The organism is Bacillota bacterium (assembly GCA_033549065.1).
Taxonomy (GTDB): Bacteria; Bacillota; Dethiobacteria; order DTU022; family DTU022; genus JAWSUE01.
The window spans coordinates 18529-33438 of record JAWSUE010000006.1; the positions used below are offsets into that span (position 1 = coordinate 18529).

Here is a 14910-nt window from a genome sequence, read left to right on the forward strand (position 1 = left end):
TAATTTCCTAAAGATACCCACTGCCGACCTTGATAGTGATGTTCGGCATCATTCCTTTTAAGAAGGATTGCGTTTCTTCAAGCTTGTTCTGATCAGGGGGGAGTATAGCGGAACACCTGTAATCACGTTCCAGGTAGCTGTATGTATCTGAACCCAGGCGGTGATAAGGAAGAATTTCAAGTCCCCGGATCCTGGACAGGTTATTTAAAAAAGAAGCTAATTCTATAAGGTTATCTTCTCCATCGTTAAATCCGGGGACAAGTGGCAGTCTGATTACAATCGCCAAGGGAAATTCGCTCTGGTCAATTATGCGGATATTTTGAAGTATCTCCCTGTTGGTAATACCAGTCCACATTTCATGTTCCACCGGATTCATATGTTTAATGTCAACATATATTGTATCAAGCCAGGGCAGCAGCTTTTCTATTTCTTTGTATTCAGCCTGCAAACTGGTTTCAATAGCGGTATTGATTCCAATCATTTTACAGGCTTTAAGCAGCTTGGCAGTAAAATCGGCCTGTGCGAGAGGCTCACCACCGCTGACGGTTACACCTCCACCGGAGTAAAAGTAAAAAATCTCGTCCCTGCTGATTGTATCGACCAATTCTTCCACACTGCATTGTGTGCCATATTTCTTGATAGCATTTGAGGGGCAAACTTCAAAGCAGGTAAAACAGGTTCTGCATTTAGTTTTATCAGTAATAACGGATGATTTATCCTTAGCATAAACGATAGCCTTTTGCGGACATACGTCGATACATCGGCCGCAGGCTGTGCAGAGTTTTGCTGAATAGCCTTTCTCCGGTTCAAACTGCTGTGACTCAGGAGTGGAACACCAGGCGCAGTTCATCGGACAGCCTTTAAGAAAGACAACGGTTCTCAGTCCCTGGCCGTCATGGAGGGAAGATCTTTCGACTCTCAGGAGTAAACCGGTTGTATTCTTGTTTAAAATCAACTGGTTCACCCCACAGATATACCCTGTTGAACGGTCCGTCCGATTATCTCATCCTGAACATCTTTACCCAGCTCTGTGAAATAGGCAGTATAACCGGCTACTCGGACCAGTAAGCCTTTATATTTTTCCGGATTTTTCTGAGCCTTGATCAGAGTTTCCTGATCGACAACGTTAAACTGCACGTGGTAAACACCGAGGCTGCACAGGCTTTTAAGTAAGGCCATCAACTGGGCAATACCGTTTTCGGTTTTTAACATGGCCGGTTCAATTTTCATGTTTAGCAGAGTGCCCTGGACAAACCGACCGTGTGGAATATGGGCAACAGATTTCAGAATTGCCGTTGGCCCGTTAAAATCAGTTCCACCGCTGGGGCTTACTCCATCGGCCAGAGGCTGCCAGGCTTTGCGGCCCGATGGAAGGGCGCCAACCTCCAATCCAAAAGGAGTATTTCCGGATACCGGAAGGATACCGGGAGTCATTTTCCCGTATTTACTGCAATATTTTTCGATTTCATCAGCAATAAATGTAAAAATTTCACCTGCAATCCGGTCAACGTTATCATCATTGTTCCCAAACTTCGGAGCGGCGATGCAAAGTTTTCGAAGTTCTTCTTTCCCTTCATAATCCTTGTCAAGAGCATCGAGCAGTTCAGTCATTGTTACTGCTTCAGTGTCATAAACCAGATGCCTGACAGCCGCGATACTGTTAACAAGGTCAGCAACACCGATCAGAATTATTCCGTTTCCCGTATTATATTTGGCACCTCCCCGTGAGTAATCAAGGGCTTTATCGATACATTCCCTGAAGGTCAGCGATAAGGCGGGGACAGGCCGGTTCAACCCAATCTCATCAATTACATGGCTGCCGGCGACTACTGCCCGGATCGTATGCTGAATCTGTTTCTTGACAGCATTTAAGAATTGATCATAAGATTTAAAATTACGGGGATCTCCGGTCCTGCTTGAAGCGTAGAGGCCGCTTTTCCTGTTCTGGCCGTCGAGTAGGGCAAACTCAACTATACTGCCTAAATTAATGTCAGCCAGAGCAGTAAATTGACGCAGCCTGCCCTCAAGATTGGTTTCAACACATCCGCAGGGGTTCCAGTTATAAGCTTCAGTGAGGGGTATACCCTTGTTCATCAGCATCATGATTCCAATGTCATCATTGTGGAAAGCGGGAAATCCCGTGCCCAGGCTGATCAATTCAACAATTTTTCGTAGAAATTTATTCGGGTTCTTGGCAACGCTATACCGGACCGAGAGGGAAGGCTGATAGAGCTGAACATCCATGGTGGCCTGCAGGATCATATATGATAATTCATTGACGGCATCTTTTCCGGTATCATCTAACCCGCCAACACAGACATTCTGAAACATGGGATAACCTGCTGCAAACTCGGCAGTAACCGCGTCCTGAAACAAACATGGCTCACTGAATTTAACCCAGAGGCAGTCGAGAAGCTCCTGAGCCACTTCCTTGGTCAGCCGGCCTGCTTCAAGATCTGCTTTATAAAATGGCCATAGATATTGGTCCATACGGCCGGGATTATAGCTCGCAGCATTCTGTTCCATGAAAAGCATGGTCTGGTAAAAATAGATCGATTGTAAGGCTTCCCGGAAGGTCCTGGCCGGATGCTCCGGTACCTGTCTGCATGTTTCGGCAATGAGTCTAAGTTCTTTTCTTCTCTCCGGATTTTCTTCATTAACAGCCAATTTATCTGCTTCATCTGCATAGCGATTGGCCATCTTGATAATTCCTTCAGCAACTATTAACAGTGCCTGAAGGTAATAATCCTTTTCATATTCACCCGGATTTGTAATGTCGAGCTTTGAACGGGCTTCTTCAATATAATTAATGATGCCGGTAATGCCCTCGTTGATCAGCCAGGTATATCCAGCTGTTGTTTCACCCCAGCCGCGAACAGCCTTACGATCAATATATATAACACCACAATCGCGTAATATCCTGGTATCTTCGGGAATCTGAGCCTGCCATTCTTCATAATTTGATCGCCCTTTCCAGTATGGACGAACCTCATCTTCAAAGATTTTACGATCCTCCGGCGGTAGAAAAAAAGGATCATACTGCCTGGAATTAATTGATTCAAGTTCTTTGTCGAGAACTGACCAGCAGGAATCGGCACAAAGTATGCCGGCCCTGATCTTGCTGCCTGAACAGCCGACGATTAATTCGTCATCCCAGATCTTTATAGTTTTCTTCAGACACTGGTTGCGGAAGGCTTTAGCTTTTTTAACTACCAGTGGTTCACCTTCAGCATCGATAAAACCCTCTGTTAGAAGGCGGGCATTTTCAAGGTCCATTTCCGGTTTTGTTTCGAGCACCCGTTTTTTCAAACGTGTAACTCGTTCAAAATAAGCAGGTTTTTGAACGGTCTCGGGCATAGCGACCCCTCCCAGATGGAGACAAATTAATGCATATATTATATCATACACGATAGCTATCTATTATCTCAACTTATCTACAGGATTCGTTGACAAGGATGGGTAAATAGAATAAAATGATTACTGATAAAGGGGAGTAGCTCAACTGGCAGAGCAGCGGTCTCCAAAACCGCAGGCTGCGGGTTCAAGTCCTGTCTCCCCTGCCACTGTAAATTGTGAGATGCCGCATACAACAAGTGGCATCTCATTTAAATTTATTTCTACAAAAAATAAATTATGAGGTGATAATCATGCCGTCAACAAGCGAGATTTTAAAAGTTACTGAACAGTACAGCGCTCGCAATTATCTTCCTTTACCGGTTGTATTGACAAAAGGGAAGGGAGTCTGGGTTGAAGATCCCGAGGGCAATCGTTACATGGATATGCTCAGCGCCTATTCAGCAATGAATTTCGGACATTGTCATCCGAAAATTATCAGCGCATTAAAAGAACAGGCTGACCGAATAACGGTTACTTCCAGAGCTTTTCACAATGACCACCTCGGTACATTTTGCCGGATGCTTTCTGAACTGACCAGCAAGAAAATGGTTTTACCGATGAATACGGGTGCAGAAGCGGTGGAAACTGCAATTAAAGCGGTCAGGCGCTGGGCTTACAGGATCAAGAAGGTCGCGCCCGACAAGGCAGAGATTATTACATGCAGAGGCAATTTTCACGGACGGACAACTACAATTGTATCTTTCAGTTCCGATGAAGCTTACAAGGCTGATTTCGGACCTTTTTCTCCCGGTTTTAAAATTATTGAATACGGCAGTATTGATGCGTTGAAGGCCGCAATTAACAATAATACCTGCGCTTTTCTTGTTGAGCCGGTTCAGGGTGAAGCGGGGATAATCATTCCTCCTGAAGGCTACCTGGAAGAGGCATATAAGCTATGTAAAGATAATAATGTTCTTTTTGTTGCCGATGAAATTCAGACCGGTTTTGGCAGAACGGGAAAAATGTTTGCCTGTGACTGGGAAAAAGTGATCCCCGATGTTTACATTCTCGGCAAAGCGCTTGGAGGAGGAGTGCTGCCGATTTCTGCGGTTACAGCCGACGAAGAGATTCTTGGCGTTTTTGAACCTGGCTCACATGGTTCTACTTTCGGCGGAAACCCACTGGCCTGTGCAGTTTCAATCAGAGCACTGCAGGTGATGAAAGAAGAAAAACTTGTTGAAAATTCAGCTGATCTCGGGAAATACTTCCTCAGCAAACTGAAAGATATTGCTAACCCGGTTGTCATGGATATTAGAGGAAAGGGCTTATTTGTGGGGGTAGAATTAACCGAAAAAGCACGACCCTACTGTGAAGAACTGATGAAGATGGGAATCCTGGCCAAGGAAACACATGACAATGTTATTCGGTTTGCCCCACCGTTGATTATAGATAAAAAAGATCTTGACTGGGCAATCGATGCGATTCATAAGCTTTTTGCCAGTTAAAATTGATTATAATATTATTAATTTTATAAAAGGTATTGACAAGTCTGATTAATTGATCCATAATGATCTTGCCAGGTTCCGAGAGACTGGACAGCAAACCAGATCCGGAGAAGAGGATAGATTCAGTGGAAGAAGGTAAAACTGATTCTGTTGAAACAATTCCTCCGATGCGGGTCGCTGAAAGAACCGGTAACTGAAAGGTCGCAAGACCGGGATTTGCCGGAGATCGCAGCACGGAAGGTTAGTAGCGAACCGGAGGTTGAGGGAAGGCCATCCAGAGGTGGTGGCGGAAGCTCAGTTGTGGATGGTTTCGCGAAGAATTTCCGGTGGCAAGTTGAAAGGCCTGTTGAACCTGGCATTTTCATTGACATTGACTTTTAGTCAATGTTATAATTTTTTTATGGAAAAAGAAAAATCAATATTTGATGAAACTATCAGTAAACACAACCACGACATTTCCAACCTGATAATGATGCTGCAGGATATTCAATCCGCTACAGGTTACATATCTTCGAATTCAGTGGAGTATCTCTCAAGGAAACTCAATATACCGGAAGCACAGATTTATTCAGTTGCTACTTTTTATAAATCATTTTCGTTACGTCCAAAGGGAAAACATCGAGTTGATATTTGCGAAGGCACCGCCTGCCATATACGCGGTGCTTCTGTTTTGATGAGCAGAGCTTCTGACGAACTTGGCATCAAGGCCGGAGAGACAACAGCAGATGGAGAGTTTTCTTTGAATTCGGTTCATTGTGTAGGTGCCTGCGCCATGGGACCGGTTGTTGTAATCGACGGTAAATATCATGGCAGCGTCACCACTTCGACTCTATCCAAAGAGCTGCGAAAAAGCAAGACGGCTGCAGATGGAGAGTTGGAAAGCACTGCTGTCGAAGAAGTTCCGGATATTGGTTTGGAAAAAATCAACTCTCCTCAAAACTTTAAAACTTTGCAGGAATTAGCCAGAAGCATGAACGCTTTGAAAGAAAAACGAGTTCTGGTTTGTGCCGGTACCGGATGTATTGCCAAGGGCAGCCTGGAGGTTGCCGGCTCATTTAAAGAAGCTCTGGGAGAGTTAAATCTTGAAATCCCTGTTTCTTTAGAGATGAAAACAGTAGGTTGCCAGGGTTTTTGCGAAAAAGGGCCCCTGGTAATCATAATACCTGATGAAGTCTTTTATTCCGGTGTTAAACCCGGAGATGTTAAAGAAATAGTTAATGAAACCTTATTAAACAACCGCTATGTTGAGAAACTTCTCTATCATGAACCGAACAGCGGGACGATTATCTCAAGGTATGAAGAAATTCCTTTTTTCGCGGGACAACACCGCATCGCCTTAAGAAATGTAGGTACAATTAACCCCTTAAACATTTACGATTACCTGGCCCGGGGTGGCTACAGTGCGCTGTTGAATGCTCTTTATTTTATGAATTCTAATGAAATTATCACTGAAGTTGAAAACTCAGGTTTGAGAGGACGGGGAGGAGGAGGCTTTTCCACTGGAAAGAAGTGGAGAACCACGGCAAAAATAGAATCGCCGGTTAGATATGTTATCTGTAACGGTGATGAAGGTGACCCCGGTGCTTTCATGGACCGCAGCATAATGGAAGGCGACCCGCATTCCGTAATTGAGGGTATGGTTATCTGCGCTTACGCTGTAGGCTCTAATCATGGCTATATATATGTTAGGGAAGAATACCCACGGGCCCTGAAACACCTTGAAGAAGCAATTGACCAGGCCCGTAGAGCAGGTTTTCTCGGCAACAACATTTGCGGCACCGATTTTTCCTTTGATATTCGAATCAACAGGGGAACAGGCGCTTTTGTCTGTGGTGAATCGACTGCCCTGATGCAATCGGTTGAGGGCAAAGTAGGCGAGCCGCGAGCTAAGTATATCCGCTCTGCAGAACGAGGGTTGTATGATCAACCAACGGTTTTAAACAATGTTGAAACATTTGTTAATATACCGCCAATAATTGAAAACGGCGCTGCCTGGTTTGCTTCGACCGGTACTGAAAAAAGCCCTGGAACAAAAGTATTTTCAGTTGTCGGTAAAGTTAAGAACACCGGATTGGTCGAGGTTCCCATGGGCATGACGCTCCGTTCAATAATTTATGATGTTTGCGGCGGAATACTTAATAACAAAAAATTTAAAGCAGTTCAAACCGGAGGGCCCTCAGGTGGGTGTTTACCTGAAAGCAAACTGGATCTGCCTGTAGATTTTGATACCCTCACCCGGGAAGGTTCAATGATGGGATCTGGCGGTATGATCGTAATGGATGAAGATACATGCATGGTTGATGTTGCCCGTTACTTTACCGATTTCTTGAACCAGGAATCCTGCGGTAAATGTTCGGCCTGCCGTCTCGGTATTTCGAACCTTCATTCTATCCTTGACAGGATATGCCGCGGTGAAGGAGTAGCAGACGATATTGAACGGATAGAAAAGCTGCTTTCGGTTCTTGAACTGGGCTCACTATGTGGGTTGGGTAAATCGGCTCCGAATCCGGTTAGAAGTACCCTGACTCATTTTAAAAATGAATATATGGCGCATATTATAGAAAAACGCTGCCCTGCCGGTGTCTGCCGCGCCTTAATCAGTTATGAGATTAACGATTTATGCACTGGCTGCCGTCGCTGTGCCCGTAATTGCCCGCAAAATGCTATCAGCGGAGAAAAAAATGAACGTCATTATATTGATCAGGAACTATGCAACCGCTGCGGACTCTGTCTGGCAACCTGTAATTTTGAAGCTGTTTTCGTTAAAAAATAGATTTGCAGCATAATTATTTCCTTGAGGCAACTGAAAGTTAAAGAAAGGTTAAGAATGAAGAAAAAAATCATTATTAACATTGACGGAAGGACGGTTGAAACAGAAAGCGGCAAAATGCTGCTTGATGTTATAAGAGATCTCGGTATCTACATACCAACTTTATGTTACCATCCATCACTGCCGAGAAGCGGTGCCTGTCGACTCTGCCTGGTTGAAGTAAACAAAAAAGAGTGGGCTGGCTCTTCCCGAATTGTTACCTCTTGCCTTTATCCGGTAGAAGAAGGCCTAATCATTAATACCCGAACTTCAGAGGTTATGAAAACCCGAAGAAGCCTGCTTGAGCTATACATGTCCGAATGTCCGGGATCCGAAGAAATTAAAGCGCTGGCTCGGCTGGAAGGAATTGATGATACTTCTTTTGCATTGAGTTCTGACGATAATAAATGCGTTCTTTGCGGTTTATGTGTTCGAGTATGTCAGGATTGTGGACCCGGGGCAATTTCGACCCAGGGCAGAGGAATCGATAAAATAATTGCACCCAATCCGGAAGGAGTCGCAGATCATTGTGTCGGCTGCAGGGCATGTGCATATATCTGTCCGACCGGGACAATTCCCTTTGAACAGCAAAACTGTCAGTTAAAAATCTGGAACAAAACATTTGAAATACCGATCTGTACGGTTGATGAGAAATTGTGCAGGGGCTGTGGTATTTGCGAAGAAGTCTGCCCTTTTTCTATACCGAGGGTTGATCTGAAAAGCGACGGTCTTCCCAGGGCAGTTATCTCTTCAAACGCCTGTGTTGGTTGTGGAATATGTGAAGGTTCTTGCCCGACCGGAGCGATCAGTCAAATTTCAACTGCACAGGTTAACTGCTACAGAAGTACAATTGCAGATGACGATTTAAATAATCAGGATATCCTTTTTGCATGCCCCCGGTCTCCTCTTCCGGATAGTATGCCCGGTTTATACCGGGTCAGTTGCATCGGAAACATTGATCTCTCTACTATCTTATTTACCATGGCATCAGGCGCCCGAAGTATTTCTCTCATGTGCCGTGATAAATTAAGCTGCCCTTATGAGGAGGGTGGCGTTATCGGTGAGAGCCTGGTAGCTAATGTGAGGAATATTTTAAAACTATTAGATTGCAATCTTGATTATATAACTATCCTGAACCCGGAACCTGAACAGGCAGGGCCATTAAAAACATGGATAAAAAGAAAAGAAACAGTAAACTCAATCGATCCGATTGTCGCTAAAAACAATATTGGACAGGAATTAACACCACGGGGAATGGATTTAGCTCTCAAACTGCTTCCATCGTTAAAATCAGGGAAACAGGCGGGCTCGCTCCTGGATGAAAACCTGAGAAGTTTGTTCGATGAGCATTTATCTGAAGATCATGCTCTTCTTTTCCTGGACAACCTGCCGGAGCTGCATATAATATTTACCCTGATTGGTGATCCTGCATTAATCCCCGGTATTATTGCTCATGCCGTTACATTTTTAAAAGAAAAGGGAATCCAGGTCCGACCTGTTGATACTCCTGAGGATATTCTTAATAATCCCGGGAGAATGGTCTATACTATCTTCGAACCTTCTGAAGAGATAAGAGTGCTAAAAGACGATGCAACCTCTCTGAATACACTTGCCGGCGCTTCCGGCGCAGGCTACAGTTCAGATTTTAATTTTTTAATTGATGATCTGGAGCGAAATAGACTACTTGAGAAATTACCACAGGACAGCTGCACCTGGTACTCAATAAATATCCCCGAACTGTTGCAGTACAACCTGCTGCTGCGTACGGGCGCCTGGTTAAAAAGCCTATCTCCCAAACCACTTCCCATATTTTCTAAACTAGAGGAAAATCCGCTCGATCAGTTAATACTCAGTGACAGTTACCGGATCAAAAATCATCCGATTATTCCTTCTACAGAAACGTCAAAGATATCTTTTACCTTTAACGGAACAGGGTTAAAAGCCCGTAATAATGAGGTGATCACTTCCGCCCTTTATGCGTCCGGGATACATATATTCGGGCATCATGAAAGAGATGGCGGAGCCCAGGGTATTTTTTGCGTGAATGGTCAGTGCTCACAGTGCATGGTTATTGCAAATGGAAAGCCGGTGAAAGGCTGCATGACTCCGGTCAAGGAAGGGATGGTTGTTACAAGTGTAGAGGGGACTCCTGCTCTATCTGATATTCCTCCACTGGATTTTGACATCCCTGAACCTCCAGAATTTGATACAGAGGTTCTGATTATCGGCGGCGGTCCGGCCGGAATAAGCGCAGCCATTGAACTTGGCAATGTGGGCGTCAAAGTTTTACTGATCGACGATAAACAGGAATTGGGTGGAAAGTTAAGTCTCCAGACTCATAACTTTTTTGGTTCAGTCGCTGATTGTTACGCCGGTGAAAGAGGAATTTATATCGGTGATACTCTTGCCGAGAACTTAAAAAGGCTGCCCACCGTTGATATATGGCTTGATTCTACCGTTGTTGGAGTTTTCAGCGATCGAAAATTCGGTGTTTCCGGCGGGGGAACATATCGACTGGTCAAAGCCGGAAGGGTTCTATTTACAACCGGCGCCAGAGAAAAAAGCCTGGCTTTTCCCGGAGCTGACCTTCCGGGAGTCTACGGAGCAGGTGCTTTTCAGACACTGGTCAATCGCGATCTTATCCGCTGTGCTGAAAGATTGTTTATTGTTGGTGGCGGTAACGTGGGTTTGATTGGCGCTTACCATGCCCTGCAGGCCGGCATTGATGTTGTCGGTCTGGTCGAAGCTTTGCAGAAATGTGGAGGTTACAAAGTTCATGAAGATAAAATTAAACGTTTCGGTGTTCCGGTCTGGACATCACATACTGTTTTAAAAATTGAAGGTTCCGAAAAGGTTGAGCGGGTTATTACTGCTGCTGTAGATGAGTCGTTTAAACCCATTCCCGGAACTGAAAAAATATTCGAAGTAGATACAGTTCTAATTGCAGTTGGCTTAAGTCCTGTAAATGAACTCCTTGAAAAGGCGAAGGAATATGGTATGGATGCTTATGCCGCCGGAGATGCAAATGAGATTGCTGAAGCATCGGCAGCGATATTTTCCGGAAAAATTATCGGACGCCGCATAGCCCAATCTATGGGTATTGACCTGCCCGTTCCGAGTGACTGGGAAGAATTCGGAGAAACCTTGAAGCATCATGCCGGTGATAGCGATCCTTTTATTCCCGGGGAAGGTGGTGACAAGGTATTTCCGATCATTAGATGCATGCAGGAAATACCTTGTAATCCCTGCACGGAAGCCTGTCCGAAAAATTGCATCACCATGCAGGATTCTATTCTTTCGCTCCCCGAATTTGATGGTGAATGCATCGGTTGTGGCCGTTGCGTCCTTGCCTGTCCCGGCCTGGCCATCAATCTTGTTCTCGATGATTATGACCCGAAAAAAGAAAAAGCTCTGTTAATGATGCCTTTTGAATTTGTTAACGATCTTATCCCAATTGGTGAAGAAGTAACTACAACCGACATGGAAGGTCATGTTGTAGGTAAAGGAAAAGTCATCGCCTACAAAGACCGGAAAAGCCAAAACAGCAGGCGTTTACTCCTGCTGGAAGTTCCATATAAGGAGCGCCTTGTTGTTGCGGGGTTCAGGATAAGAGAGATAGACAAAGGATCACCTCTGGAATATCTACCTGCTGATGATCTCGACCCGATAGTATGCCGCTGTGAAAGAGTCAGAAAAAGTGAGATTGTCCAGGCCATCAGGGATGGAGTACGAGATATGAACCAGTTAAAAGCACTGCTTCGCACAGGACTGGGCGGATGCAACGGAAAAACTTGTACTGATTTAATTCTGCGCATTTACCGTGAAGAGGGTATACCGATCTCCGAGATAACCCTGCCGACACACCGGCCTCTGGTTGCCGAAGTTCATTTGGGAGACTTTCTTGCCCGAAATACCGGAGGTGACAGCAATGGCAAAAAATAAAATATATGATGTAATAGTTGTCGGCTGTGGAAGTGTGGGAAACCCTACTGCATACCATCTCTCGAAACAAGGATTGAAAGTGCTTGTAATTGACAAACGCTCTTCTGCCGGTCAGGGCGAAAATAAAACTGCTATCGGCGGAGTAAGGGCCACTCATTCCGATCCGGGCAAGATCAGTTTAGGACTTGAAAGTATACGAATCTTCTCAACCTGGAAGGATCGATATGGATTTGATATCGAGTGGAAACCTGGAGGATACTGCTTTCCCGTCTATGATGAAAATATTGAAAATACTCTCAAGGGATTGCTGCCCTACCAAAAGAGCTACGGTTTGAACATTAACTGGGTCAGTGTTGATGAAATTAAAGAAATTATACCTGGCATTAATCCTGACGGCCTCCGGGGAGGAACCTATTCTCCTGAAGACGGGCAGGTTTCATCTATCCTTGTCCCCATTGCTTTTCAACGGGAAGGGGAACGATGCGGGGCCGAATATCACTTTAACGAAAGAGTTATAGGATATCTGCGTGATGGTGACAGAATTACCGGGGTGAAAACAGATAAGGGAATTTATTCATCCTCATGGGTGGTTCTTGCTGCCGGGTCTGATGCTGCAGAACACGGACCAATGCTTGGTTTTGATATCCCGGTTACCCCGGATTCTCATGAAGCTGGTATCTCAGCTCCGATTGAACCGTTTCTGGCACCTTTAATCGTTGATCTAAGGCCGGGCCCTGAAGGGAAAACAACTAATTTTTATTTCGGACAAAATAAAGAAGGTCAGATTATCTTCTGCTACACACCGAAGGATCTATTTGTCGGCACCAACAGGGAATCACTGTCGGAATTTCTGCCTGTCCTTGCCGGAAGAATGATCGCCTTGATCCCAAAATTTAAGAATCTTTTAATCCGCAGAATATGGAGGGGTTGTTATCCCATGACCCCGGATGGTGTGCCTATCATCGATTATGCACCCGGTCTGAAAGGGATTATTCTTGCGGTTGGAATGTGCGGTCAGGGACTTATGCTTGGGCCGGGAGTGGGGCTTAATGTTACCTCAATGATTACCAGCAATCAGCCGTGCATCTCTGAGGAAGCTCATGATTGCTTCTGCTGTGATAGGGATTTTTACAAGGCTGAGAAAGAAACCCTCAAGTAACTTCATTTAAACCTTTTTCTTGCATTAAGAACATGCATTAGATAGAATACTCCTTAAGATCCTCTGGGGGGCGAATTATCGATGAATAATTTTTTAATCGGTTTGATCGGTTGTGGAGCCATGGGTTCTGCACTGGTAAAGGGTATGGTTGAAAAGGGCGGTATGAACCCAAATTCTATTTATCTTTTTGATCTTAACAAAGATCGCCAGCAGCAGCTGGTTGATATGATTAAAGCCAAACCGGCAGAGACATATGCGCAGATGACCGAAAAATGTACGCATATCTTCATTGCAGTTAAACCACAGGATACGGAAGGTTTGCTCTATTCCTTAAAGACATTGGTTCGTCCTGAGCAGATTATAGTTTCCATAGCAGCAGGGACGACCATCAGCTACATAGAGAGCTGCCTGATAAGTGGAAGTAAAATCATCAGATTAATGCCGAATACTCCTTGTCTGATCGGTGAAGGTGCGGTTGCAATGAGTACTGGCGATGCAGTTACAGAACAGGAGATCAAAGATTTGGAGCAAATACTAAAACCTCTTGGGCTGATTATCCGTTTACCTGAAAAGCTGATGGATGCGGCAACTGGTTTAAGCGGTACAGGTCCGGCATATGTTTATCTATTTATTGAGACTATGATCGATGCCGGAGTGTCGGTAGGTATCCGTAGAGATGTTGCTTCAAAATTAGTGATTCAAAATGTAATCGGCGCCGCCAAAATGCTTGAGATCAATACACAACACCCTGCTGAACTGCGAAATATTGTTACTTCTCCTGCCGGAACAACCAGTTCTGCCCTACTTGTTTTGGAGGAGTCGGGTTTCAGAAGTTGCCTGATTAAAGCTGTCAGAGAAGCCACCAGGCGGTCTGAAGAATTGAGAAGGGGTTAAATAACGTTTATAATAAAGATAAAACACTTAATAATATAACAGGAGGTATCAGATGAAACGATTTTTGGAAGCTCTAAAAGAAAATCTGCCTATGCTGGTTGATACTACCCTGCGTGACGGTGAACAAACTGCCGGAGTAGTATTTTCAAACAGGGAAAAACTGCGTATTGCTAAAATGCTTGATAATTTAGGAGTACACCAGATTGAGGCTGGCATACCGGTTATGGGCGGCGATGAAAAAGAAGTTATCAGGGAAATTGTATCATATAACCTGAATGCAAGCATCATGGCCTGGAACCGGGCAAACATTGAGGATCTGAAGCATTCTATAGATTGCGGAGTAGACGCTGTGGCTATATCGATTTCAACGTCCGATATCCATATACAACATAAATTGAAAACTTCAAGAGAATGGGTGCTCGAAAACATGGTCAAGGCTGTTAAGTTTGCCCGTGAGCATGATTTATACATATCAGTTAATGCTGAAGATGCATCCAGAAGCGATATGGACTTTTTGGTTGAATTTGCCGGTAAAGCTAAAGAGGCCGGAGCCGATAGGTTTCGATTTTGTGATACCATCGGTGTTCTTGAACCCTTCAAAACTTTTGATATTATTGAAGAACTGATCAGTAAAACAGAAATGGATATTGAAATGCATACCCATAATGATTTCGGTATGGCAACAGCAAATGCACTGGCCGGCTTAAAAGCCGGAGCCAAGTTTATCGGAGTAACTGTTAACGGTCTCGGAGAAAGAGCAGGTAATGCAGCACTTGAAGAAGTGGCAATGGCTCTCAAACATCTTTTTGGCGTTAATCTTGGAGTAAACACCAGGGATTTCAGAAACCTTTGTGAATATGTTGCGCGCGCTTCCGGACGCCAGCTTTATCCGGGAAAACCGATTGTGGGAGCAAATACTTTTGCCCATGAATCAGGTATTCATGCCGATGGAGTTCTCAAACATCCTTCAACTTATGAAGTATTCAGCCCGGAAGATGTAGGACTGGAGAGGCAGATTGTTATCGGTAAACACTCCGGTTCAAAATCAATTAAGATGAAATTTGTGGAATATGGAATTGATCTCTCTGATGAAGAGGCTTCAGAACTGCTCGAAGCTGTGAGATCCGTGACGGTTGATCTAAAAAGAACCCTTTTTGATAAAGAATTGATGTATATCTATGAAGATTACCTTTATGAAAGACATAAGCCGACATCAGAGGAATTGAAGAACAGGTAAGCATATTAGCGGTTGCCAGGATTTGACA

At 44.4% G+C, this 14910-nt stretch carries 9 protein-coding genes and 1 tRNA gene; 8 read left to right on the top strand and 2 right to left on the bottom strand.

Annotation, left to right across the window (positions count from 1 at the left end; all coding sequences use genetic code 11):
* Positions 1-7: 7 nt before the first annotated feature.
* Together SCJ97_05190 and SCJ97_05195 are read right to left on the bottom strand one after the other, a co-directional pair.
* Complete coding sequence (locus SCJ97_05190) at positions 8-964, bottom strand: glycyl-radical enzyme activating protein (protein MDW7739438.1); 957 nt, start codon at positions 962-964, stop codon at positions 8-10.
* Positions 961-3357 (bottom strand): formate C-acetyltransferase/glycerol dehydratase family glycyl radical enzyme, encoded by a 2397-nt coding sequence (locus SCJ97_05195; protein ID MDW7739439.1) that lies wholly within the window; start codon positions 3355-3357, stop codon positions 961-963. Before SCJ97_05195 ends, SCJ97_05190 begins: the two co-directional genes overlap by 4 nt.
* A 130-nt stretch (positions 3358-3487) precedes the next feature.
* Between SCJ97_05195 and SCJ97_05200 the strand changes: the two genes are divergently transcribed.
* From SCJ97_05200 to nifV, 8 genes are all read left to right on the top strand, one after another.
* Positions 3488-3563 (top strand) — tRNA-Trp (locus SCJ97_05200).
* A gap of 84 nt (positions 3564-3647) precedes the next feature.
* Positions 3648-4841: an ornithine--oxo-acid transaminase gene (locus tag SCJ97_05205; GenBank protein ID MDW7739440.1), complete on the top strand. Its 1194-nt coding sequence runs from the start codon at positions 3648-3650 to the stop codon at positions 4839-4841.
* A gap of 68 nt (positions 4842-4909) precedes the next feature.
* A complete protein-coding gene (locus tag SCJ97_05210; protein ID MDW7739441.1) occupies positions 4910-5038 on the top strand; it encodes a hypothetical protein in 129 nt (42 codons plus the stop codon).
* Positions 5039-5100: 62 nt separating this feature from the next.
* The gene (locus tag SCJ97_05215) at positions 5101-7614 is read left to right on the top strand and encodes an NAD(P)H-dependent oxidoreductase subunit E (GenBank protein MDW7739442.1); all 2514 of its coding nucleotides are present in this window, start codon (positions 5101-5103) and stop codon (positions 7612-7614) included.
* Between the two features lie 54 nt (positions 7615-7668).
* Positions 7669-11592: a 2Fe-2S iron-sulfur cluster-binding protein gene (locus SCJ97_05220; GenBank protein MDW7739443.1), complete on the top strand. Its 3924-nt coding sequence runs from the start codon at positions 7669-7671 to the stop codon at positions 11590-11592.
* Complete coding sequence (locus tag SCJ97_05225) at positions 11579-12751, top strand: FAD-binding oxidoreductase (GenBank protein ID MDW7739444.1); 1173 nt, start codon at positions 11579-11581, stop codon at positions 12749-12751. Before SCJ97_05220 ends, SCJ97_05225 begins: the two co-directional genes overlap by 14 nt.
* Positions 12752-12832: 81 nt before the next feature.
* Complete coding sequence (gene proC / locus SCJ97_05230) at positions 12833-13645, top strand: pyrroline-5-carboxylate reductase (GenBank protein MDW7739445.1); 813 nt, start codon at positions 12833-12835, stop codon at positions 13643-13645.
* Between the two features lie 52 nt (positions 13646-13697).
* On the top strand, positions 13698-14882 hold the full coding sequence (nifV, locus tag SCJ97_05235) for a homocitrate synthase (GenBank protein MDW7739446.1): 1185 nt from the start codon (positions 13698-13700) through the stop codon (positions 14880-14882).
* The last annotated feature ends 28 nt before the right edge of the window (positions 14883-14910 follow it).

Coding starts and splice junctions, on each gene's coding strand:
- SCJ97_05195 (MDW7739439.1), bottom strand. CDS start 3,357: ATGCCCGAGACCGTTCAAAAACCTGCTTATTTTGAACGAGTTACACGT.
- SCJ97_05205 (MDW7739440.1), top strand. CDS start 3,648: ATGCCGTCAACAAGCGAGATTTTAAAAGTTACTGAACAGTACAGCGCT.
- SCJ97_05220 (MDW7739443.1), top strand. CDS start 7,669: ATGAAGAAAAAAATCATTATTAACATTGACGGAAGGACGGTTGAAACA.
- SCJ97_05225 (MDW7739444.1), top strand. CDS start 11,579: ATGGCAAAAAATAAAATATATGATGTAATAGTTGTCGGCTGTGGAAGT.
- proC (MDW7739445.1), top strand. CDS start 12,833: ATGAATAATTTTTTAATCGGTTTGATCGGTTGTGGAGCCATGGGTTCT.
- nifV (MDW7739446.1), top strand. CDS start 13,698: ATGAAACGATTTTTGGAAGCTCTAAAAGAAAATCTGCCTATGCTGGTT.